The sequence below is a fragment of the Peribacillus glennii genome (genome assembly GCF_003429105.1).
GTDB classification, from domain to species: Bacteria; Bacillota; Bacilli; order Bacillales; family DSM-1321; genus Peribacillus; species Peribacillus glennii.
Genome location: NZ_QVTD01000003.1, coordinates 744,379 through 766,930, shown reverse-complemented (window position 1 = coordinate 766,930; position 22,552 = coordinate 744,379). Strand labels below are relative to the sequence as shown.

The 22,552-nt window shown below is 41.0% G+C and carries 21 protein-coding genes and 1 pseudogene; 11 read left to right on the top strand and 11 right to left on the bottom strand.

Annotation, left to right across the window (positions count from 1 at the left end; translation table 11 throughout):
• The first annotated feature begins 12 nt into the window (after nucleotides 1-12).
• Nucleotides 13-1,494 carry a glutamate synthase small subunit gene (gltD, locus tag D0466_RS05115; RefSeq protein WP_117321456.1) on the top strand — a complete coding sequence of 494 codons (1,482 nt, stop codon included), beginning with the start codon at nucleotides 13-15 and terminating at the stop codon, nucleotides 1,492-1,494.
• An 87-nt stretch (nucleotides 1,495-1,581) separates the two neighbouring features.
• On the opposite strand, the gene D0466_RS05110 is transcribed toward gltD, so the two are convergent.
• Entirely contained in the window at nucleotides 1,582-2,991 is a 1,410-nt protein-coding gene (locus D0466_RS05110; RefSeq protein ID WP_117321455.1) for an amino acid permease, read from the bottom strand.
• Between the two features lie 525 nt (nucleotides 2,992-3,516).
• Between D0466_RS05110 and D0466_RS05105 the strand changes: the two genes are divergently transcribed.
• Entirely contained in the window at nucleotides 3,517-4,116 is a 600-nt protein-coding gene (locus D0466_RS05105) for an undecaprenyl-diphosphatase (protein ID WP_117321454.1), read from the top strand.
• A gap of 773 nt (nucleotides 4,117-4,889) precedes the next feature.
• On the opposite strand, the gene D0466_RS22820 is transcribed toward D0466_RS05105, so the two are convergent.
• The 3 genes from D0466_RS22820 to D0466_RS05090 form a co-directional block, all read right to left on the bottom strand.
• Nucleotides 4,890-5,552 (bottom strand): ATP-binding protein, encoded by a 663-nt coding sequence (locus tag D0466_RS22820; protein WP_233522543.1) that lies wholly within the window; start codon nucleotides 5,550-5,552, stop codon nucleotides 4,890-4,892.
• On the bottom strand, nucleotides 5,549-5,968 hold the full coding sequence (locus D0466_RS22815) for a PAS domain-containing protein (protein ID WP_233522542.1): 420 nt from the start codon (nucleotides 5,966-5,968) through the stop codon (nucleotides 5,549-5,551). The genes D0466_RS22820 and D0466_RS22815 overlap by 4 nt, the downstream gene beginning before the upstream one ends.
• 315 nt (nucleotides 5,969-6,283) lie before the next feature.
• A complete protein-coding gene (locus tag D0466_RS05090; protein ID WP_117321453.1) occupies nucleotides 6,284-7,558 on the bottom strand; it encodes an ATP-binding protein in 1,275 nt (424 codons plus the stop codon).
• A gap of 815 nt (nucleotides 7,559-8,373) precedes the next feature.
• On the opposite strand from D0466_RS05090, the gene D0466_RS23590 reads away from it, so the two are divergent.
• The 8 genes and pseudogenes from D0466_RS23590 to D0466_RS05055 all read left to right on the top strand — a co-directional run bounded on the left by D0466_RS23590 (nucleotide 8,374) and on the right by D0466_RS05055 (nucleotide 13,727).
• On the top strand, nucleotides 8,374-8,538 hold the full coding sequence (locus tag D0466_RS23590) for a GNAT family N-acetyltransferase (protein ID WP_407675621.1): 165 nt from the start codon (nucleotides 8,374-8,376) through the stop codon (nucleotides 8,536-8,538).
• Between the two features lie 371 nt (nucleotides 8,539-8,909).
• Nucleotides 8,910-9,255 (top strand): annotated as a pseudogene (locus D0466_RS05080) (VOC family protein).
• A 100-nt stretch (nucleotides 9,256-9,355) separates the two neighbouring features.
• Nucleotides 9,356-9,829: a GNAT family N-acetyltransferase gene (locus tag D0466_RS05075; protein ID WP_117321451.1), complete on the top strand. Its 474-nt coding sequence runs from the start codon at nucleotides 9,356-9,358 to the stop codon at nucleotides 9,827-9,829.
• A 241-nt stretch (nucleotides 9,830-10,070) separates the two neighbouring features.
• Complete coding sequence (locus D0466_RS05070) at nucleotides 10,071-10,400, top strand: hypothetical protein (RefSeq protein ID WP_117321450.1); 330 nt, start codon at nucleotides 10,071-10,073, stop codon at nucleotides 10,398-10,400.
• Nucleotides 10,401-10,667: 267 nt separating this feature from the next.
• Nucleotides 10,668-10,826, top strand: coding sequence for a hypothetical protein (locus D0466_RS22105; protein WP_158555835.1), 159 nt, complete (start codon nucleotides 10,668-10,670; stop codon nucleotides 10,824-10,826).
• Between the two features lie 172 nt (nucleotides 10,827-10,998).
• Nucleotides 10,999-11,640 (top strand): bifunctional transcriptional activator/DNA repair enzyme AdaA, encoded by a 642-nt coding sequence (locus tag D0466_RS05065; protein WP_233522583.1) that lies wholly within the window; start codon nucleotides 10,999-11,001, stop codon nucleotides 11,638-11,640.
• A complete protein-coding gene (locus D0466_RS05060; protein ID WP_117321448.1) occupies nucleotides 11,624-12,163 on the top strand; it encodes a methylated-DNA--[protein]-cysteine S-methyltransferase in 540 nt (179 codons plus the stop codon). Before D0466_RS05065 ends, D0466_RS05060 begins: the two co-directional genes overlap by 17 nt.
• 145 nt (nucleotides 12,164-12,308) lie before the next feature.
• Nucleotides 12,309-13,727 carry a Na+/H+ antiporter NhaC family protein gene (locus D0466_RS05055; protein ID WP_117321447.1) on the top strand — a complete coding sequence of 473 codons (1,419 nt, stop codon included), beginning with the start codon at nucleotides 12,309-12,311 and terminating at the stop codon, nucleotides 13,725-13,727.
• Nucleotides 13,728-13,794: 67 nt separating this feature from the next.
• Here D0466_RS05055 and sda read toward each other — a convergent pair whose 3' ends face one another.
• The 3 genes from sda to D0466_RS05040 form a co-directional block, all read right to left on the bottom strand.
• On the bottom strand, nucleotides 13,795-13,929 hold the full coding sequence (sda, locus tag D0466_RS05050) for a sporulation histidine kinase inhibitor Sda (protein ID WP_117321446.1): 135 nt from the start codon (nucleotides 13,927-13,929) through the stop codon (nucleotides 13,795-13,797).
• A gap of 186 nt (nucleotides 13,930-14,115) precedes the next feature.
• Nucleotides 14,116-14,949, bottom strand: a complete 834-nt coding sequence (locus tag D0466_RS05045; RefSeq protein ID WP_117321445.1) for a protein-glutamine gamma-glutamyltransferase — start codon at nucleotides 14,947-14,949, stop codon at nucleotides 14,116-14,118.
• A gap of 86 nt (nucleotides 14,950-15,035) precedes the next feature.
• The gene (locus D0466_RS05040) at nucleotides 15,036-15,437 is read right to left on the bottom strand and encodes a VOC family protein (protein ID WP_117321444.1); all 402 of its coding nucleotides are present in this window, start codon (nucleotides 15,435-15,437) and stop codon (nucleotides 15,036-15,038) included.
• Nucleotides 15,438-15,831: 394 nt separating this feature from the next.
• Here D0466_RS05040 and D0466_RS05035 point away from each other — a divergent pair, with 394 nt between their 5' ends.
• A complete protein-coding gene (locus D0466_RS05035; RefSeq protein WP_117321443.1) occupies nucleotides 15,832-16,806 on the top strand; it encodes an MBL fold metallo-hydrolase in 975 nt (324 codons plus the stop codon).
• A 106-nt stretch (nucleotides 16,807-16,912) separates the two neighbouring features.
• Here D0466_RS05035 and D0466_RS05030 read toward each other — a convergent pair whose 3' ends face one another.
• Genes D0466_RS05030 through D0466_RS05015 form a run of 4 tightly spaced genes read right to left on the bottom strand, consistent with a single transcriptional unit; the run spans nucleotide 16,913 to nucleotide 22,533 of the window.
• Nucleotides 16,913-18,535 (bottom strand): ABC transporter substrate-binding protein, encoded by a 1,623-nt coding sequence (locus tag D0466_RS05030; protein WP_117321442.1) that lies wholly within the window; start codon nucleotides 18,533-18,535, stop codon nucleotides 16,913-16,915.
• Between the two features lie 42 nt (nucleotides 18,536-18,577).
• The gene (locus tag D0466_RS05025) at nucleotides 18,578-19,492 is read right to left on the bottom strand and encodes an ABC transporter permease (protein WP_117321441.1); all 915 of its coding nucleotides are present in this window, start codon (nucleotides 19,490-19,492) and stop codon (nucleotides 18,578-18,580) included.
• A 37-nt stretch (nucleotides 19,493-19,529) separates the two neighbouring features.
• A complete protein-coding gene (gene nikB / locus D0466_RS05020) occupies nucleotides 19,530-20,480 on the bottom strand; it encodes a nickel ABC transporter permease (protein ID WP_117321440.1) in 951 nt (316 codons plus the stop codon).
• A 22-nt stretch (nucleotides 20,481-20,502) separates the two neighbouring features.
• On the bottom strand, nucleotides 20,503-22,533 hold the full coding sequence (locus D0466_RS05015) for an ABC transporter ATP-binding protein (RefSeq protein WP_117321439.1): 2,031 nt from the start codon (nucleotides 22,531-22,533) through the stop codon (nucleotides 20,503-20,505).
• Nucleotides 22,534-22,552: the final 19 nt, after the last annotated feature.

Sequence of the window (22,552 nt, the reverse complement as noted above, 5' to 3'; positions counted from 1 at the left end):
GGAGAGAAGGAAATGGGAAAAGCAACAGGATTTTTGGAATACGCACGTGAGAAGTCAAAAGAGCGAAGCCCTCTCACGCGCCTAAACGACTGGAAAGAATATTCAGCTCCTTTCTCCGATGAAAAGCTAAGCCGGCAAGGAGCAAGGTGCATGGATTGCGGCACACCTTTTTGCCATATGGGCATGGAAATCCAGGGCATCACAACAGGCTGCCCGATTAACAACCTGATTCCAGAGTGGAATGATTTAGTCTATCGGGGCAAATGGAAAGAAGCTCTGGACCGCTTGCTTAAAACAAACAACTTCCCGGAATTTACTGGGCGCGTATGTCCAGCCCCATGTGAAGGATCATGTACCCTCGCTATTTCCGATCCGGCCGTAACGATTAAAAGCATTGAACGGACGATTATTGATAAAGGCTTTGAGAATGGGTGGATTACACCGCGCATTCCAGAGAAGCGGACTGGAAAGAAGATTGCCATTATTGGATCTGGCCCGGCGGGGCTGGCAAGTGCTGACCAGCTAAATCAGGCAGGACACACTGTAACAGTATTTGAACGTGCGGACCGTCCTGGGGGATTATTAATGTATGGCATCCCAAATATGAAGCTGGACAAAGGAATTGTTGAACGGCGTATCAAGCTGTTAAGCCAGGAAGGCATTGATTTTGTGACAAACACGGAAGTGGGCAAAGACATCACAGCTGAACAATTACGAAAGCAGTTTGATGCCGTCATCCTATGTACGGGGGCACAAAGACAGCGGAACCTGGATATTGAGGGAAGGGAAGCGAAGGGCATCCATTTTGCCATGGATTACTTGAGTTCAACTACTAAGAGCCTGCTGGATTCCAATTTTGAGGATGGCCAGTTTATCGATGTGGAAGGCAAGGATGTAATCGTGATCGGAGGCGGTGACACAGGTGCTGACTGTGTTGCTACAGCATTGCGTCAGAAATGCCGGAGCGTTGTTCAATTTGGTAAGCATCCATTGCTGCCGGCAACACGGACTCCTGAGAATATGTGGCCGGCTTATCCAAACGTATTTTCCCTTGATTATGCATACGAGGAAGCCGAAGCAAAGTTTGGAGAGGATCCGCGCCAATATTCAATTCAGACAAAGAAAATTGTCGCAGATGAAAATGGCCATATAAAAGAACTGCTTACCATTCAAATGGAAAAGGTCCAGCATGAAAATGGACAGTATATATTTAATGAAATACCAGGAACAGAAAAAGTATGGCCGGCACAGCATGTCTTTATCGCGATAGGGTTTGAAGGTACAGAACAGCCGTTATTGCAGCAATTTGGCGTGACTGCAAAAAACCAAAAAGTTGTAGCTGCATATGGTGAATACAAGACCAACGTGGAAGGTGTCTTCGCTGCAGGAGATGCAAGGCGAGGCCAGAGCCTAATCGTATGGGCAATCAATGAAGGCCGTGAAGTAGCACGTGAAGTAGATAGTTACTTAATGGGTGCTTCTGTTTTACCATAAATGATTTGAGGGTCAGTCCTCCGGTGCTCTCACGCGTTAACGCACCGGGGGACTGACCCCTTTGAACATATTTATGCAGATAGAATTTCATTTTTCTGTTGTTTTTTTTCCTACAGGAATTACCCATTTGTATAACAGGACTCCACTGGCCAACAGCCCCATGCCAAGGCAGAAAGTATTTAGGTCTGCCGTGCCTGCGATAATGACCCATACAGAATAAATCGTAGCCAGTACTCCGATCACTCCATCGATGATCCGGCTTTTTTTGTCTGTATAGGTTTCCCCGGTTATGACCAACTTTAGTTGAAATACCGATGAAATCAAATATGGTACAAGGTATGCAAGTGTCGCAATGACAATCGCAATATTAAAGGCCGTTGATATTGTATTTGATACAGTGGAAAAGATAAACAATTGGCCAATTAGGTTGGTAACAATCAAGGACAATACAGGAATCCCTTTTTTGTTTACCATTTTGAATGCCGGCAGGAACATGCCCTGCTTAGCCGCTTGATATGGAACCTCGGCACTAAGCATTATCCACCCGATCGTGGAGCCAAATAAACTGATCAAACCAAAAGCTGCAAGCACTTTTCCGCCAATAGGACCTATCACGGCTGATATAGCGTCAATTAGTGGTTTGTCTGAAGCAGCGAGGGCTTCATGGTTCAACATTCCCATTACTAGTGAGCTGATTCCGATATAAATGGCAAGTGCAATCATCAACCCAAGCATAGTTGCGCGTTTTACATCCACTTGTTTTTTTGCACGTGATGCAAAGACAACTGCGGATTCAACTCCGATAAAAGCCCATAGAGTAGTAACAGCGGCATTATTGATTTGGCCGAATAAACCGATAGCTTGTCCCGCTTCATCCAACCTAGGTGCGACGAAGGGCGTTATATTAGCTTTTTGGAACGTAAATAAACCAACCAAAATAAATAAGAAGAACCCGATTACTTTTGCAGAAGTAGCCAGGAAATTCAGTTTTCCGGCACCGTCAAGCCCTCTTAAAATGATAAAATGTGTTCCCCATAAAAGGATTGTGCAAACAATAAAGGTTAAGGCATTACCGATTTTTATTGTAAAGCCGCCAATAGAAAACAGCTCGGCTTGATTTAATAAAACAGGGAAGAAGGTCGACAGATAACCTGCAAAGGTAGTGATCACAGCAATATTTCCGGCTACGTTCCCTAACCAATATCCCCAGGAAGACATGAATCCTGATAGTGTGGAAGCATTGCTTCCTGCTTTAAATAATTCCTTTGCGTAAATTTGCGGGCCGCCGGTCAAGTTGGGCTTTCTCATCGCAAGATTACCGAATACTAAAGCGAGCATTAGCACTCCAAACCCGGTTATTAACCAAGCCGATAAAATACCAGCCGGACTTGCCGCCTTGCTTAAAGAACCAGGAAGCATAAAAATGCCTGATCCAACCATATTTCCCACAACAAGGGCTGTAAGAATCCATAACCCTAATTTTTTATTTGTTCCCATCTTAATAAGTTCCCCTTTCTGGATGTTATCTTCTATGTTGTAAAAGTAGGAGTTTTTTGTGATATTAAATAAAACCATGTATGAATGAATGAAAAATTATTCATTTACTTGTAATAATATACGTTCATTTTATAACCAAGTCAATGGAATTTTCTTGCTCACGTCGAATGTGGAATTAGTGAACAAAAATGTAAATAAATAGGCATTTCTTAGCAAGGGGGTAATGCATTTTCAGGTAACTATAGGTCGGTAGGAAGATGGGATGAAACTGTGGTAAATTGTAGCCTTCCATGCATCTGATGACCAGTTTTGTTACCGGTGCCAATCTTCTTGTGAGTGGATTTACACCTCAGAAATACTTTTGTCAGCATTTTTCATCTTTTGGGCGGGAATAAACATGGGGATTGTTACGCAGGAAGTTTTCGTTTCTTACATGCGTGTAATTTACGTGTAAGGGATTTCATATATCACAAAGTCTTACTATGGTATATTCTCTTTATCAGATTGAATAAGGAGATGTTAATAATGAATATAACAAACTTGAATATCGAATTTTTTAGATCGATCAATGATTTCGGCAAGCAACATCCTTACCTGAATCCACCCTTGGTATTTATAGCAGAGTATATGGTGTATCTTTTATGTGCGGTGGTTGTGATCTATTGGTTCACCAGAATTGATAATTATAGAATGATGGTGATGAGCGCTTTGTTTGCCTTCGTATTGGCAGAAGTCATTGGGAAAGCGGCCGGAAAGCTGCATTCAAACAACCAGCCTTTTGCAGAACTGCCAGATGTGAATCAACTGATCGAAAAAGCTGTAGACAACTCTTTCCCAAGCGATCATACCATTCTTTTTTTTACTTTTTGTTCCAGCTTCTGGCTTTTTGGAAAAAGGCTAGGCTCTTTTTGGGTAATCCTAGCGTTCTGTGTGGGTGTTTCCCGCATTTGGGCAGGCGTTCATTACCCCGCTGATATTCTTGCCGGGGCAATCATTGGATTTATTTCAGCATATATAGCTTATTTGCTAGTTACAAGATTAAGGTTTGCAAAAAAAATCCTTGCTTTTTATTTGAAATATGAAAATAAGATTATGCCCCAATCCGCCAAGTCTAAGAATTTTTGAAAATTATCTCTGCTAAGATAAGAAAACTACGCAAAGAGCGCATACAGGAAGCGGGGAAATTGTGGAATATAAAGACATATCTATTTGCTCAGAGGCTGTATACGATATTTTGCATAATCGTGCTAAAGATGCCACTTACAACAAGTTGAGTAACAATCCAGTGGAATGCCGGAAATAAATGAAAAATATGGATTTCTGCGGGGGAGAAAGTTGGAAGACATGAAATATTTAAAAATGAATTCATTTTTACTGTTAGCGATCATACCGCTTTCCGCTGTTGGTTATTTTTTTGCAGTGTATAACGAATCTTTGTTTTTCCTGTATGAATGGCTTCTTTCGCTGTTAATTTCCGTTTCGATCATTTTATCAATCATAATCATTAGTAAAACCCAAAATCAATTGAAGTGGCTTTCTTTGTGCATATTAGCCTTTCTTGTTCAATTTTCGGAACTTTGCCTGTTCTTAGGGCCCTTTACCAAATCCGGCTTTTTCTATCTCTACTATATTGTTACATTTTTTGCTGCAGTCATATTTAGTATGACCCTGAAAAAAGTTAATAAATATAAAATTCTCCCAATCATCCTTTTCATTTTCTCTATAACCTTCACGTTATATATGCTTTTGTTGCATACTTTATTGGGACAAAACCTGACTTGATCTTATCTCTATTTGAACTTCCGCTATAGTGAAGTGAGTAGCTTGGTAATGCGACACCTTTCAAAAAAAGAAAGGCATCGTACAGCTAGGAGTGCATCATGCCCGCGGCCAATCAATTATGTTTCTGAATAAGCCGGCAGCTGTAAATGAAAAGAGGTCCCTTTTCCAATTGTACTTTGTACAGAGATGTTTCCGCCATGTTCGTGAATGGTTGTGTATACTTGCGTCAGGCCTAAACCAGTTCCTTCGCTTTTGCTGGTGAAGAACGGTGTACCAAGCAATTTTAACTTATCCTGCGGAATCCCTATACCAGTATCACACACTTTTATATAAATGAATCCATTGTGATAAAAATGTTCAATTCTTATTTTTCCTTTTTCTTGAATCGCTTCGAATGCATTTTTTATTAGATTGAATAACGCCTTGAGGAATAAATTTCTTTTGCCCCATATTCTTTTCTTTGAATCTCTTATATCCATCTCTAATTCGACATTGTAACGTTTTTCCTGGAATAAATCCAAAATAGAATATAGTTCGTTGCTTAAGTAAATCGGAACTGTTGGCTCCTCATGTAAGTCCGGTTTGGATACATGCAATAAATTCTCCAGCGTATCCAGCGCCTTTTTTAATTCCGATTCTATCGTATCTAAATACGGGTGAGGGTTGGATTCCTTTAACAGTTGCAAAAAACCTTTGACGGATGTTAGGGGATTTTTGACCTCGTGGGCATTCCCTGCTGATATTTGCCCGAGTGAAGCTAACTTTTCTCGATCATTCAAAAGCTTTTCGGCCGTTTTGCGATGGGTAATATCCTGGATAATACTTGTGCGTATAGCTTATTATTTAAATAATAAGGTGCAATCCTTGCCTCAACATCAATCATTTCGCCATCTTTTCTTATCATTTTTGCTTCTATGAGTTCCATTGTCTCTGCTTTATTTTTCCATACTCGTGATAACTGTTCCTTGCAGACGGCATGAAATTCCGAAGGAAGAAATTCGCTCATATGTTTATATAGGATATCCGAGGAAGATATCGCCTTTAACAATAATAAACAAGCCCTATTACAATAAAGTATTGTACAATTTCTATCTAAAATCCAGAATGAATTTAAAGATCGTTCGACCAATTGGTGGAAATCAATATCATCATGCTCAATTTGCAGATTCAAATTAACCGCCCCATTCGAATACATTCATAAAAACATTTTAACTTACATTTCAAGAGTAGGAAACTTCATTTTTAGGGAATTTCGACATTAAATACTGTATTTATATGTTAAAATTTTACTATACTTCTTATTAAGTGAACAATATTTTTCGACAAGCAGATTTGGATTTTTGTATGGTGAAAAAGAAATGGTTGTTGTACGAAGAAATACATTGTCCATATAGTGATATATCATTCTGCATTTAGTCATAAAGAGATTGTGGTGAATGTGGAAATCATCATTACCTTCCTCCGGGCCAGGTTATATATGCGCCACATCCCGATTCCCATGATTAGAAAATCATTGGTTACTATGGTCAGGAATTGATGGAAAAGCAAGGGTGAAACTAGTTCCTTTCCCCGGCTGGCTTTCTACCTTAATGGTACCGCCCATTAATTCAATCAGCCGAAAGCTTACTGAAAGACCAAGGCCGGTTCCTTTTTCTTTTGTTGAATAGAAAGGTGTACCGATTCGTTGCACTTGTTCTTCTTCCATTCCAATTCCGTTATCAGAAATTTTGAGAAACAAAGTTGCATCGTTTGTCAAAGAGAATACTTCGACTTTTCCGTTGCCTGTGGAGGCCTCGATTGCGTTTTTTATGAGATTGACCAGGCTTTGAGTCAGTTTTCCCTTGCTTCCATTTATAAATAAGCCTGGCTGTATGTTGGAAATAAGTTCCACATTGTGAAAAGCGGCATAGGGAGACATGATTGAAAGAACGCTTGATACAAGCTCAGAAATTTGGATCTTTTCTAATTCTTCCATTTCCGGTTTTGCAAAAGAGAGATACTCGGATATCGTTGTTTGGGCTCTGTCCATTTCAGAAATGGCTAAATCGATGTAGCTTTGTTTTTTTTCATCTCTGGTTTCTTCCTTAAGCAATTGCATAAATCCCCGGCTTGCAGTCATTGGATTCCTTATCTCATGGGCTATGGAGGCGGTCAGCTCCCCTAAAACGTTCATTTTTTCGGCTTGGTGGAATTCCATTCGCAAGCGTACTGTTTCAATCAATTTTTCAATAAGATAGATTGCTAAACATACTGTGGCAATCGAAACACTGCAGAATATCAGAATAAAGAGTTCGGATGTTTCAGGAGCAAACCTTAAAGACTGTGCTAAAACGATAGGAAAAAAAGACATGCTTGCTACAATGATCGAGACAAGCAGCAGCTTGTTCTTCAAACTGTAACGCAAAAATATCGGCCGCACCGTGATGGCAAGAGAAATAAATACAGAGTAAAACAAAATTGTATTGATTAAACCGCTGCCCCCAAGCAAGAATCGATACACTACCATAATTCCTGTCAGGATCAATCCAACATGGTACCCGCCATAAAAAGTGCCAATCAATATCGGTATTTGTCTCAAATCATAAAAATACCCACTTGATTGAGAAACAGGGAAAGTAATACATAAAATAATAGAGATACTACAAAGAAGTGCAATGATGTATCGGTTTCGTTTGACGGTCATCATTTGGATTTGTTTAATTTTATCCGCCCAAAAAATTTGATAGGCAAAGATTGCAAGAATAATAAACAACATATTGAGTAAGAACTCCTGGATTCCGAACAATTTAGCTCCCCCTAGTTCCAATTGATAAGCAAATGAGCATCTATTCAATTGTAAATCCAATACTTGTATTTTGCCATATATATTACCACTTAAAATATCATCGTTTATTTACAATTTTGTTATTTGCAGGTCGAATAAATTGAAAATAAAATTTTCAAAATTACATAATATGTATGATTTCTATCGACAGGCAATTATTGCAGAACGGGGCTCTTAAATGGGTTCTTCATGAAATGCAAAGGTTGGAGATGGTAAAATGCATAACTTTAAACTTTTGAATGTGTTTGTTCTTGATTCACCTGCAAATATTATTGTTTTTATAACAGTCTTCATTGTCCTTTATACCTTATTTAGAACCTTAACAAAGAAGATATCTGGAGTATATATTTGGTTATTTTTAATGGCCGTTTCAATCCTGGCTATTTTATTCAGGGAGTATTTTCCAAAATAGGCATGGCTAAAATAATCAGCTCACTTACAGATAAGGACTTTTGAGGTCAAATGCCCGAATCCCGAAAGAACACCCGAGATCACGAATATATACCTAACAGAACTTGCCCAGAGGAATGAGGAGGGCATATGGACAAGCATTTATCTGAATCGTGACTCTCAATATACATTAGACTCTTTGGCTTTATTCAAGCTATTTGGAGTGGAGTACTTCGAATAAACGAGTGCAGGCGCTTATTGGAGATTGTTACATAGGAGGTGGTTGATTGAATACTGAGAAAACAGTTGCTTTTGACACTTTGTTTTCAATCTATATTGAAACTGTTGTGGTTGGAGCCATTTTATTTACTTTTCACTCTGAATAGATTGTTGAGCTCAAAAATATAGCATTGAATCCGCGATATAGAGGAAATGGTTTAGGAAAAATAATAGTAAAGAAATCTTTTGATTTATATTATAAAGAAAAGGGATTTAGAAAAATGATTGTTGGCACAGCCAATTCAAGCATAGGCTACCAGGCATTTTATTAAAAGGCAGGTTTTAACATGGCTGAAATAAAAAAAAGACTTTTTCAAAAAGTATCCAGACCGAGTATTTGAGGATGGTATAAGAGCAATGGATATCGTTATGTTTGAAAAAGATCTAAGAACTAACACGGTTGCAACTTGTAAGGCTTGAATAAAATCCCAAAGTATGGAACGAAAAAATGAAGATGAAACCTTTTAGCGATTAACAGGTCACGTTTTCTGATGAGAGGGATTAATTTTTTGTTAGCAGGATTATTGACACAATTATGGAATGCTTTAATGGTAGCGAGTTAATACAAAGCGAGGCGATGTAATTGGAGTTAAATCAGAAAAAAATCTTTGTCAACTTACCAGTGAAAGATTTAGACAAATCCATGGACTTTTTTGGTAAAATTGGTTATGAATTTAATCCTCAATTTTCTGATGAAAATGAAGCTTGTATGGTTGAGCGAGATTATTTTTGTAATGTTAATTGTTGAACATTGTTTAAGACTTTTACCAAAAAAGCAGTGTCTGATGCAACAAAAAGTACAGAAGTGATTTTAGCACTTTCGGCTGCGAGCCGGGAAAAAGTCGATGAGATTGTGAATAAGGCATTGAAGCAGGAGGCAACTCTTCAAATGCACCGGATGACCATGCTTTAAGTATGTTTGGAGTTTTCAGGGTATAGATGGCCGTCTTTCAGAGGCTATGTATATGCAAGAAAATGCGGCCGATTAACAATTTTTTATATAAATGCGGGTTTTGTTAACGGATTATCGGTGAACTGACCCATATTGACACCAAGTCGATTATTAGAAAAATGCAAGGGGTATACAAAATGACCGAATGGAAACAAAATGGTTTCATCATTTCTACAAATAAAAACCAATTAGATATTGATACAATTTTTCATTTCCTCTGTAATGATTCGTACTGGGCAAAAGGAGTTTCACGCCAGACAGTGGAAAAATCAATAAATAATTCGATGCTTTGTTTTGGAATCTATAAAGAAGGTTTAAATGAAAGCTGGGAACAAGTGGGTTTTGCCAGGGTAATCACTGATCTAACCACCCTTGCTTATCTCTGTGATGTCTTTATATTACCGGCCTATAGAGGTTTGGGGCTTTCAAAATGGTTGGTCAAAACAATCATAAATTATCCTGAGCTTCAAGGTGTTCGAAGGTTTATGCTGGCGACTTTTGACGCACACTCATTATACTCAAAATTTGGTTTTGAACAGTTGGATACACCTGAACGCTTTATGCAAATTACTGGAAATAAAATCGGGGTTCCCGCTGAAACTGAAAATTAATATTAAGAAACAGAGCTTTTGTTTGGCTATATTTTTTAGGGTAAAAACAGCGACTGCATAACTGCAGTTATCATCAATAGATGAATTGAGCTGCTAATATCCTTTTCTTCATAAGTGAAAATCCGAATAAAAGTTTGTCCATGTTGAGCATCAGAGTCAGCTGTTAACGGTTAATGATCTTTTGTTTAGAAATTTTACCTAACGGGAATAACAGTTGTATATGATAGGGAGGGACTTTTTTATGGCTAAATCAAAAAATAGTTTATTGGGACTTGCTGCTTTGGGGGCGGCTGTCTATTTATTCCGTAACAAAGCTTCACGCGACAAAGTGATGAATCAGGTTCAGTCGATGGTCACACCGGAAATGCGCGACAAAATCATGAACCAGGTAAGGTCTTTTACAGGAAATAACACAAACACTTCAACAAACAGTGAGAAACCATCGGATCAATTATCACCTGAACCGAACAGCCAGGCACTGACAACTGCTGAAACGATTAACAGCCAAACTGAGGAAAAATTGGGTTCACAAGATAAAAAGGAAATAACAGAAGTAAAGGTTTCTAACTGATAAAAAGCATTATAAAAGTGTGCATTGATCTCAAGTAAAGCTGTCATTGGCAGCTTTTTTTGTTTGGAGAAAAGATTTCTTTTCTGCCTAGAGCAGAACACAGACTATTTATGCCATGTCCTGGGGAAACGATCACATATACCCCTGAATTAGGCCTCTGTCTTCCCCTTCACAAAGGTTCGCCAATCGGCGGGTTTTCCAACTAAAAATTGTTTCCGAAAGAAGCGCCGATTGACCGGACAGACTAAAAGGGGAGGTGAACCCGACATGGAAAAAGAAATTTTAAAAAAAGCAAGGGAAATGGATAGAGATGTTGAATATGAATGTAACAAAAGGAGTAAATTTTCACATGAAAGTCTAGTAAGCCCAGAAGGGTCCGGGGGAGGAAATGCTGATGAAAACCCAACTTCTGCTGATGCAAAATAATAAATGAAACACACAAGGGAATCATTGTAAGATTCCCTTTTCATTTTTTTCTATGCTCATATCAATATACCCTGCGCCTATTTTTAATATCTTGCCATTACATTCATGAATATGTTCACTAGGCCATTATAAGCGGTATACTAATGATGGGGGTAAGGACATGAAAAACAAAATGAAGTCAGTACCTTATAATGCTTCTGTCGGCCATACAGCAGGCAATGGAATTGAAACATTGACAGAAGAAAAATGGCAAGCCATCATACTCAACAATGAAGCTTACAATAGGAAGTTTTTTTACGCTGTAAAGACCACCGGTATATTTTGCAGGCCATCCTGTAAATCCAAAATGCCCAACAAAGAAAATGTACTTATTTTTGATAATGCCCAGCAAGCAATTACAGAAGGCTTTCGTCCTTGTAAACGTTGCAAGCCAACCGGCGGCCCTTTGCCAGACCATGAGTGGGTTACACAAATTACTCATTACATCGAAGCGAACTATAACAAAAAATTGACACTTCAATCACTGGCTGACATATGCCATGGAAGCCCTTATCATTTGCAACGCACTTTTAAAAGAATCAAAAGGGTAACTCCCATTGAATATATACAGAAAACGAGGATAACGAAGGCTGTGGAATACCTGGCCGATTCCGAAGAATCAATTACGGAAATTGCCGGAGCAGTAGGAATGTATAATACATCTTATTTCACAACGTTATTCAAAAAGAAAACAGGGCTGACTCCTACTGAATATCGCCAATTAAATAGAAATAAAGAAATGTACACAGGTGATAAAAATGACAATAAAAAATAAGCCGGCTATTTACTACTCTCTACTGGTTCATGAAGAGTGGGAGATCTACATGGCAGCAACAGCAAAGGGACTATGTTATATAGGATCCCTGGGTAAATCCTTTGAAGAGCTCTCCGGCTGGGTTGAAAAACGTTTTAATGGAAGTTCACTAATTCATGATGATGAAAAATTAAGGCCGTATGCGGAAGAACTAAAAGAGTATTTCCAAGGGACCCGGGAAGAGTTTACCGGACCTGTTGATTATCGCGGTACTCCATTTCAGCAGGCCGTATGGGAGGCACTTTGTAAAATTCCTTACGGACAGACCTGGTCCTATTCGGATATCGCAAACCAGATTCAAAAGCCGGAAGCGGTTCGTGCAGTCGGGGCAGCCATAGGGGCGAACCCGGTTTTGATTACCGTACCGTGCCACCGGGTGATAGGAAAAAATGGCCAGCTTACCGGTTATCGGGGCGGGTTAGATATGAAGACTCAGCTTCTGAATTTGGAACGGGGAAATTTATCCCGTGACATGAAATATTAATTATCAAGCGGCCCAATTTGAAGCGTGTTATTAGAGACTAAGTAATAATCTTTTTAATTCATATTAAAGAACTACCCTAAAATAGCATAAATTTACCCATCCATCACACTCTAATCATAGGCCATAAATAGTTAGGGTGAAGAAATTGCAAAATGATTGGGTTTCCATAATTCCCTTTTTAGTCGTCATTCCTATTGCCATGAAAACAAAACAAGTGCTGCCCGGTTTGTTTGCCGGATTATTGGCAGGTTCTTATCTGCTTCAGCCTACTCTTGTAGGCGGTATGGAGAAAATGGTTCAATTCCTCATTAAGGGCCTTATTGATCCAAACAACATAAAAATCCTCTTGTTTCTTTATGCTTTTTCTGGGCTGATCGGGATGATCAAGGCAGCAGGCGGGATACGCGGCTTTGTTGAAGAAGCCTCTGCCCGTATAAAGACAAGGAGAGAAGCCCTTATTCTTACATACCTCTCTACAATCGGGACGTTTGCCGCACCAAGTTTTCGTTTTGTTACCATTGCCCCGATCATGCGCGCACTTTTAAAAAAAGTAAAGATGTCTACTCAGGAATTAGGATTCGTGATTGAAACCACAGCTGCCCCGCTCATCGTCCTGATTCCGATTGCCACGGCTTTTGTAGGCTATATGACCTCTATTGTGGACATTGCTATCACCAATGAGCAAATAGCTGCAGATCCATATAAGCTCTTTTTAAAAAGCATCCCTTATAATTTCTTTTCGTTTGTAATGATTTTGCTTGGGATTTATTTAAGTTTTTTCCACCACTCCAAAACTACACAAGACAGCGACCCCGGGAAAGTTGGGGAACAAGCAGCAAATCAAGAGGATGACTGGCATAACTGTGATCCTGCTGTCGCCACGGAATTGCCTTCCAAGCCCTGGAATTTGTTAATCCCTTTAATTTTAGTTGTCAGTTTAACGCTGCTGCTCACATGGTGGGATGGATATAAAAAAGAAAAGGGGATGTTTGCTGCATTTATTAAAGCGGATGTAATGGATGCCATGCTGTTCGCGCTTGTTTTCACATTGCTTTTTACATTCATTTTTCTCCGCTTGCAGAAAATGAAAACGGCAGATCTGTTGAATAGCTTTATCTCTGGAGGAAATGAGTTAATGTCCGTTATTGTTTTGCTGGCAGCAGTCTGGGGACTTTCCTCAGTAACTGAGCAGCTTGGCTTTTCCAGTTTCATAACAGACCATTCAGGATGGATTCCATCATCAATTGTTGTGCCGCTCTTGTTTCTATTTGGAGCAGCCGTTTCTTATTTTATTGGGTCGGCGTGGGGAACTTGGGGCATTCTGATGCCGCTTGGAATTTCGATGTCCCAGGCAGCGGGCGTTTCCCTCCCGCTTGTAATAGGTGCAGTTTTTGCAAGCGGAACCTTCGGTGCCTTTGCATCCCCTTTGAGCGATGATACAAATACAATTGCCAGGATATTAAATTTATCTGTCATTGAATATGCAAGGTTCAAATTGAAGCCTGCCTTGATTGCAGCCGCAATTACAGCTGTTTTGTATGGGGCTACTGTTTTCTTTTTTTAGGGTGATCTTTTATCGGGCCTTAAGAATATAAAACCACCGTCCAACATTTTGGACGGTGGTTGTTTAACTATTTGTTTTTAAATGGCCTCAATCCGCGTCTTTGAATTTCATCCTTTAAGTATTTAATCAAATCCTGGTCCTTATTCGATGATACAGCATCACGATACGAAACAACCAACAATTCATTACTCATGATTTTCATAGTGCATGCCTCCCGGGTAGGATTGATTTGGTGCTTATAGCTATTGTAAATGTTTTATAAATGTTTGAAAAGATGGAACATTCAATAAATTTAAAAAGGTACTTTAGACCGATTTAATAGATTTGGGCGATTTGGGGTCAGTCCCCCAGTTCGTTAATGCATTAACGTGGCGGGGGACTGACCCCCTTAAAGTAAATATGTGGCTGAGCCGATTTTTGAAACAATCATGTTGGATTGCCGGAGAATCTCCTCGGACGGAATAGAATTTTTTCGGGGCATCACCATAGTGTATTTGCTGAAGTATGAACTATCCAGATTGATAATATGCCTGGTTAGGTAGGCAGATTGGGTAGGATTCGGCCTCCTTTTCGTATTTAATACAGTGATGATTCCTTCTTTTGTAGTGATTCCAATGCCGTGGCCATAAAAAAGATTTTCCTGAAGCATAATCGCATTTTCTCCTTGCCACTCCGGTGTTTTAGGATGATGTTCTGGATTTTTGAAGTATAAGCAGTCACCAGGCAAGTAATCTGTTCCTTGATGAAAACGGAGCGCTAAATTTTGATGGTATTCCCAGTCAAAAAGATATAGACCCCTAAAAAGTTCATCAAATTGTTCACGTCCAATCAGTTTCAAAACTGCTTTGTAAAAAATGATTACGATGGCTGTGGCACATTCAAAAGCGTAGAGTCTGCCATTTAGGAAAACATCTTCAATGGCAGCATGCGGCAGAGCGAAAGGCTGGAGGATGCACGCACCTTCCGCGGTAAGCCTCCAAAACGCCGGATTGCATTTGGTATCGGCAATTGTTGAAAATTGGATCCCGCTTTTATGCAGCACAAGAGCTGCCTCGATCACTTGAAGCCGAATCGCCACCTCGAATTCAAGCTGCTCCATATTCTTAAATTCGTACACATTACTGTACTTGCTCATGAACCGGAGGATTTCAGAGGCTCTGCCAGATGAAAAACCAAACTGAATCTGGCTGGCATCCACCCATTGCTGATTAATTTTAATCATGACTTACCGCCTTTTTGATATTGTCAATCTTAAATACGGGCTGATTCATAACCAATATTCAGTTTATTCCGCAGATCGCCTAAAGTTCACCCTAAGTTTAGGTTACTTTGTTTCACATGAAGTTCAATCAAATTCCCATCAGGATCGGCACAGAATATTTGCGCAAAGCCGCTTACACTTTTAGTATTTTCCAGCACTTCGACATCATTTTCCTTCAACCAGCGCAAAGTTTCCTCAAAGCTTTCCACTCTTAACGCAAGATGGCCTTCTTTTGTATTTAATTGTTTGTTAGAGCGAATGGTTTCAGAATGTGGCAGCACAATCAAGTGGAGCTGTTGATGCCGACCGATTTGATACCAAGCTCCATCGAAATCAAAATTCGGTCGCTCTAATTCTTGCAAACAAAGTATGTCACTGTAAAACCGCTTTGCTTTTTCTAAATTGGTGACATTAAGTCCAACATGGTGAAGTTCTTGATATTTAATCAACGGTGAAGACTCCTTTCGAATAAGGCAGTACACGCTAATTTTTAGCAAACTTATCATATTTCTTCAAGGCATCACTATTTATTGCTGGCAGTCTGAGCCAGTGAAGGGAAGACCTTATTGAAGTATTACTGCTTTTTTGACAAAATGGATAGTTTGAGTTCCCGGTTTATATAATGGAAAAGATGCTTTTAAACGTTACACTGTCTCCGTATGAAAGTGAAATCCTTTCACGCTCTTCGATGCATGCCTTATTATTTTTTCTGTATTATATCAGCCATTTAAGTTCATTTACAAAATGTTACCCATTGTTTTCTTTAAGAGGAACAAATTAATATTCTGTTGTATAATAGAATAATAATAATGTAAGAAGCTTAATAAGATGGGTGTGGTTTAATTGAGAACATCTCAAAAGATAACCGGTGTTGATTTGATTGAGCTGCCTACTGAATGGCCGGTAGGTCCGGTTAATGTTTTTCTGGTTTATGGGGAGAAGTTGACGTTGGTGGATTGTGGGAGGAATATCGAGGCTGCCTGGGAGGAATTCAATTTAGCGTTTAACGAACGCGGGTTGACGATAATGGACATCGAACAAATCGTGCTCACACATCATCATGATGACCACGTTGGTTTTTTGGATAGATTGGTGTACTTAAACCCCGTACCAATCTATGCCCATGTGAATTGCCGCCCTTATTTGACTCAGGATGAAGGCCATTTTACTAGTGGAACCCGGTTCTTCACTGAATTTTATAAGGAGTTCGGGATACCGGAGGAGCTATCTCAAGACCTGGCAAATTTAAAAGACTGGAATCAGGGTTTAAAGAATAAAATATACATCACCGGGGAAATAGATGAAGGCATAGCTATTCCCGGGCTGCCGGATTGGCAGGTGATTGAGACAAAAGGACACGCGCAAAGCCATATTGCCCTGTACCGTGCAAGTGACCAGGTTTTGCTTTGTGGCGACCACCTTATCAAGCATACACCGGCAGGGGTTTTTCTGGAGGCGCCAATCCATCCGGAAACAGAACGTTCTAAGCCGCTGAATCAGTATGTCCATAATTTGAAGAAGTGCCTGGAATACCCGGTTGCCATAGCGCTTTCAGGCCATGGCGAACCCATCGAAAAGCCTCATGAGCTCATAAGCGAAACATTAAAAAAAATCGATAAAAGGGCGCTGAGGGTCAAAGGGAAATTGGAAAAAGGCAGAATGAGCGGCTACGAATTAGTCCGGGAATTGTACCCTGGCAGGTACGAAGGAGCCTTGATCTTGCTCGCATCCGATACGATTGGTTTATTGGACTATTTATTAGAGAGGGGGGACATATTTTCCGAGCAGGAGGATGGGGTTATTTATTATTTCGCTTAAATTGAACGAGTGTTCAATCGACAGAAGCCGGTAAAAATTAGAATGAAAGAACCCCCAGGCAAGGCCGGGGGGTCTCTGTATTTTTTATCGTGACCGAGAAAGCTGTTTATTTTTTATCCAGCCATACCTCTTTCATATGAATCATTCCATAGGAAGCATGGGTATTCCAATTTTTAAGATATGGTTGTGTTGGCGAGGCGGTTATATGAGTGACCAATGGAATTGGATTAACGACCTCCTTGAGGGCGTATCTTTGGATATCGAGAATTTTGGCAAGCCGCTTGTCTTCATCCATGACCGTTCTTTGTTCTTCGAGCATTTTATCGAGCTCAGGGTTTTTTATTCCATACCAGTTTTTGGCCCCTTTTGAATGAAGCTGCCCATACAGCCACTCATCGGGTTCCTGCAGGTATGACTGGAACCCGACGCCAATATCATAATCGAGCTTCGGCCATTTTTGGGAAAAGTATGTGGCATATTCGACCACTTCCAGTTTTGCTTTGATGCCAATTTTCCTCAAATCCTCCACGACCCATTGTGCCATTCGTACAGTCGCTTCTCCGTAACCGTCCGTTACCATTACCTTTGTTTCAAAACCGTCGGGATACCCGGCTTCTTTCAGCAGCTTTTTAGCCTGTTCAATATCGTAGGGCTGCAGGCTTTCCCGCTCCTCTTTTGGCAGTGCCCATTTGCCCAATGACGGATTTACCGGGCCGCTGACTTCCCCGTTGCCAAAGATTTGCTTAACGGCGTTTTTGCGGTCGATAGCCATGGCAATGGCTTGACGGACTTTTAGATTATCAAAAGGCTTCCGTGTCATGTTCATGTAAACTTGAGTCTGTGTTGGAAACAGAGTCTCCCGGTATTGTAAATTCGGATCTTGCTTCATTAGATTTGCAAATTGCTGTGGTGAAAGGAGGCCTGTCGTATCTGCTTGTTTCGTCCTGAATGCAGCCAATCTTGTGTCTTCGTCAGGCACTGTTTTGAAATTGACTCCATCCAAATACGGCAATCCCTCAAGGAAATAGTCCGGATTTTTACTGAATTTTGTTTCGACATTTCTTTCCCATTTATCTAAAACAAATGGGCCAGTGCCAATGGCGGCAGTTTCTAAATTGATTTTTCCTTCTGCAGCTTCTTTTGGAAGGATCCACATAAAATGATTGGCCATATAGCTTAAGAAAGGCGCGAAAGGCTGTTTCAGATGGAACTCGACAGTGAGGTCATCGGGTGTTTCTATTTTATCGATTTGATCCAGCATATACGCCTGGTGACCAGGTATGGACTGAATTCTTTCAAAGGTGGCAACTACGTCCCCGGAATTCACATTTCTTCCGTTAACAGGAGCGACGTTATGCCATTTTGCATTTTCACGTAAATGAAAGGTATAGACTTTCCCATCCTCTGAAACTTTCCAATCCTTTGCCAGGTCTGGAACGATATTATAATCTGAGAATTCAACGTCAGGTCCCGTTTCATAAGTAACAAGCTTGCTATATACCAGTCCCAAAATATTGTGTGCATAAATGGATGACGTTTTATGGGGATCCAGCATATCCGGGTCAGCGGGATTCAAGATCTGCACAACACCGCCTGATTTCGGTTTCCCATCTCCTGAGCCATTTTTCCCCTGATTCGTACCACTCGTAGTCTCTGATTTGTTAGAACAAGCTGATAGAAGAAAGGTTAATGCTACGATAATTAAAAGCCAGTTACTTTGTTTCATCATCAAATTTCCCCCTTATCTTATTTTCTTTACAGGTTTCTGTGTTTAATTTAACTTTGGATCAAGGAAATCCCTTAATGCATCTCCCAGAAGGTTAAAAGCCAGTACAGCAATGCTTAAAACCAAGCCGGGAAAAAGCACCATCCAAGGGGCGTTTTCCATATAACTGCTGGCTCCGCTTAACATCAATCCCCACGATGGGTTCGGAGGAGGGGTGCCGATTCCCAAAAAACTCAGCGATGCTTCAGCGATAATGGATTGGCCAAATGTCAGACTTGCGATTACGATAATCGGAGCCATCATATTTGGGATTCCATGCTTGGCAATGATCCGCAATGCACCTGATCCTGCAGACCGCGAAGCCTCTACGTAATTCATTTCCTTTATCCGCAGCATTTCCCCCCTGGTAATCCTCGCAAAATGGGGGATATTCACAATGGTCAGGGCAATAATGACATTTTTAATGGCCGGCCCAAGAAGAGCGGCAATAAACAATGCTAAAATCAGTGGAGGGATCGCCATAATAGCATCCATCACCCTTTGAATGGCCATATCGATCACTTTTCCAAAATAGCCGGAAATCACTCCAAGAATCGTTCCGCAAATCATCGAGATGGCTACGGTCGCTATTCCAACAAGCAAGGATACTCGGGCCCCAAATATAATGCGGCTAAAAATATCCCGTCCTAAATCATCGGTGCCCATTATATGAGCCGCTGTCGGTGCCAGCATAAAGGCAGACCTGTCTTGTTCGATCGGATCGTATGGGGCGATCAAAGGTGCGAAAGCGGCCAATAGGATGAACAGCATAATGATCGAGAGCGATATGACCCCTATTTTTTGGGTTTTGATGAAACGTTTCGTCTCATCCAGTGATTTTCTAAGCCTGATTCGTTTTGTCGAAAGCTGTTTGATGCTCGTGTTAGGCAATCCTGGATTTATCTGGGGGGCTGGGTTCATAGAATTTCACTTCCTTTCAATCATTTGTTTAACTGCATCAATCTGGACGCATTCTTGGATCAATCCATCCGTACGCGATATCGACGATTAAGTTCACGATCATGAACAGGGCTCCATAGACTAAGACAGTTGCCTGGACGACCGGATAATCCCGTTTTGTAACGCCTTCAAATATAAGGCTGCCAATTCCAGGTAAAGAGAAGATGGATTCAATGATGACGGTACCGCCAAGCAGGAAGCCAACCTGCAGCCCAATCAATGTAATAACAGGGATGAGTGAATTCCTGAGTGCATGCTTCATAATCACCAATTTTTCTTTTGCGCCTTTTGCACGGATGGTCCTGATGAAATCAGCATGCAATACTTCTAAAAGCGAAGAACGCGTCATCCTGACGATGCTTGCGCTTAACGACAAAGCAAGGACAAGAGCCGGCAAAATCATTTGCTGAAGGTTAACAATCGGGTTTGAAAAAAAAGACTGATAACCAAGCGGCGGGATCCAGCCGAAAAATAGTGACAAAAAGATGATCAGCAATAAGGCAAACCAAAAATTCGGAATAGAAAGGCCACCGATGGCAATGACCCTGATCATGTGATCAATCCATGTATTTCTTTTCATGGCAGAATAGATCCCGGCTGGTATGGCGATGAGTATTGCCATGGTAATCGCCATAAACGCCAGCTGTAGTGTGACGGTAATCCTTTCAGCAATCAGGGTGGTTACGGGCATTTTGGACCAAAGAGATTTACCCAAATCTCCTGTGACCGCGTTTTTTGTCCAATCCAAAAATTGGGCCCAGACCGATTTGTCCAATCCCAGCTCGGACCGTAACTGTGCAATTTGTTCTTCCGATACGGCACCGGCCCCGGATAATTGAAGGGCCACCACATCACCGGGAACTAACCGCATCACAATAAAAACAAAAGATATCATGATCAAAAGGACAATCAAGCCATATACAGAACGTTTAATTACGTAATTTACCATAACCTCGCGATTTCACCTCTTTCTAATTGATTAGGTGACAAGCCACTTTGTGCCCTAGTGACATTTGCTTGAATTCCGGAATTTTTGATTTGCAGATCTCTTTGGCGTGCTCGCATCTGGTATGAAATGCACATCCCGATGGCGGCTTCGCCGGATTTGGAACATCTCCTTCCAAAATGATTCGTTCTTTTTTGATCGTTGGGTCAGGTACTGGGACGGATGAGAGAAGTGCACGTGTATAAGGATGGGTAGGGTTAGTAAAGAGTGTTTCAGAATCTGCGGTTTCAACTATTTTTCCAAGATACATAACGCAAATTCGATCAGCAATGTACTTTACTACATTTAAATCGTGGGAAATGAATAAATAAGAAAGTGCAAGCTCTCCTTGAAGCTTTTTGAGTAAATTCAGGATTTGCGCCTGTACGGATACATCAAGTGCCGAGACAGCTTCGTCGCATACAAGGAGTTCCGGTTCTGTAGCCAGGGCGCGGGCGATGCCGATTCTTTGCCGCTGGCCCCCAGAGAACTGATGGGGAAATTTATAAACATCTTTGCTTGAAAGTCCTACCATTTCAAGCAATTCACCTGCTCGGCGGATTTTTTCACTGCCGCTCGCAATCCTGTGGATTTCCAGCGGTTCACTGATTATGTCCCCGATTGTCATGCGAGGATTCAAGGAACTGTAAGGGTCCTGGAAGACAATCTGCATTTTCTTTCTTTGTTCTTTCAATTGTCTTCCTTTAAATTCAGCAAGGTTTATGCCTCCATACTTAACTTCTCCATCCGTAATATCCAAAAGCCTCAGAATCAGCCTGCCGGTAGTTGACTTTCCGCATCCAGACTCCCCGACCAAGCCTAACGTTTCCCCTTTGAAAATTTCGAAACTTACACCATCAACGGCTTTGACAGCGCCCACTTTTCGCGAAAGGATCCCTTTTAAGATAGGAAAATGCTTTTGCATATTATGTACTTCCAGCAAAATCTCTTTCTTGCTAGCGGTATAGGCATCATTGGGAGGAGCGGGGTGCCGGCTATCAAGGTTATCGGTATTAAGTCTGTGCTGAAACTCTTTTGCAAGGGACCCATCCTTCATCCAGCATCGACTGGACCTGTCACTTTCTAAATGGAAGAGGGGAGGTTCTTGTTGTGTGCAAATTTCCGTTGCGTAATCACATCGGGGGTGAAAGCGGCACCCGGATGGCATTTCATGCAAGCCTGGAACTGAACCACGTATGATATGCAAGGGTGCGGTCCTATCTGTATCAGCTCTTGGAATGCTTCTGATCAGTGCTTCCGTATATGGATGCTCTGGCTTAGAGAACAATTCATGCACCCCGCTTTGCTCGACAACCGTACCGGAATAAACAACGATAACACGGTCAGCCATTTCCGCCACAACACCCAGGTCATGCGTAACAAGAATGATAGAGGTTCCAAAATCGGCCTGCAATTGCTTTAACAATCCTAAGATTTGTGCTTGCACTGTCACATCGAGAGCCGTTGTCGGTTCATCGGCAATTAATAGATTCGGCCGGCAGGCCAAAGCAATGGCAATCATAACCCTTTGCCTTTGGCCTCCGGAAAGCTCATGGGGATAGCTGTTCCTTCTGGTTTCACCATCCGGGATGCCAACCAGCTTCAATAATTCTAAAACTCTGTTATCGGCTTCAGCCGGGGTAAGATCCTCATGGATTTTCAAGATTTCCATGATTTGGTCGCCTATTGTATATAAAGGGTCCAGGCAGCTCATGGGATCCTGGAAGATCATCGCAATCTGTTTTCCGCGAATGTCCCGGATTTTCCTGTCGCTTAATTCCGCTAGGTTCATATCATTAAACAAAACCTGCCCTGATGCTATCTGGCCAGAACTCTCCAATAATTTCATAATTGATAAGGCTGTTACGCTCTTGCCGGATCCGGATTCGCCCACAATGGCTACTGTTTCTCCCTGGGAGATGGTAAACGTAATATCGTTTATGGCATCAACATATCCATGGCGGGTTTGGAAAACGGTTTTTAAACCGTCAACACTAAGGATTGTACTTTTCTCCAAAAAATACACCTCTTTCGTT

Coding starts and splice junctions, on each gene's coding strand:
- gltD (WP_117321456.1), top strand. CDS start 13: ATGGGAAAAGCAACAGGATTTTTGGAATACGCACGTGAGAAGTCAAAA.
- D0466_RS05110 (WP_117321455.1), bottom strand. CDS start 2,991: ATGGGAACAAATAAAAAATTAGGGTTATGGATTCTTACAGCCCTTGTT.
- D0466_RS05105 (WP_117321454.1), top strand. CDS start 3,517: ATGAATATAACAAACTTGAATATCGAATTTTTTAGATCGATCAATGAT.
- D0466_RS22815 (WP_233522542.1), bottom strand. CDS start 5,968: ATGTATTCGAATGGGGCGGTTAATTTGAATCTGCAAATTGAGCATGAT.
- D0466_RS05075 (WP_117321451.1), top strand. CDS start 9,356: ATGACCGAATGGAAACAAAATGGTTTCATCATTTCTACAAATAAAAAC.
- D0466_RS05070 (WP_117321450.1), top strand. CDS start 10,071: ATGGCTAAATCAAAAAATAGTTTATTGGGACTTGCTGCTTTGGGGGCG.
- D0466_RS22105 (WP_158555835.1), top strand. CDS start 10,668: ATGGAAAAAGAAATTTTAAAAAAAGCAAGGGAAATGGATAGAGATGTT.
- D0466_RS05065 (WP_233522583.1), top strand. CDS start 10,999: ATGAAGTCAGTACCTTATAATGCTTCTGTCGGCCATACAGCAGGCAAT.
- D0466_RS05060 (WP_117321448.1), top strand. CDS start 11,624: ATGACAATAAAAAATAAGCCGGCTATTTACTACTCTCTACTGGTTCAT.
- sda (WP_117321446.1), bottom strand. CDS start 13,929: ATGAAAATCATGAGTAATGAATTGTTGGTTGTTTCGTATCGTGATGCT.
- D0466_RS05045 (WP_117321445.1), bottom strand. CDS start 14,949: ATGATTAAAATTAATCAGCAATGGGTGGATGCCAGCCAGATTCAGTTT.
- D0466_RS05030 (WP_117321442.1), bottom strand. CDS start 18,535: ATGATGAAACAAAGTAACTGGCTTTTAATTATCGTAGCATTAACCTTT.
- D0466_RS05025 (WP_117321441.1), bottom strand. CDS start 19,492: ATGAACCCAGCCCCCCAGATAAATCCAGGATTGCCTAACACGAGCATC.
- nikB (WP_117321440.1), bottom strand. CDS start 20,480: ATGGTAAATTACGTAATTAAACGTTCTGTATATGGCTTGATTGTCCTT.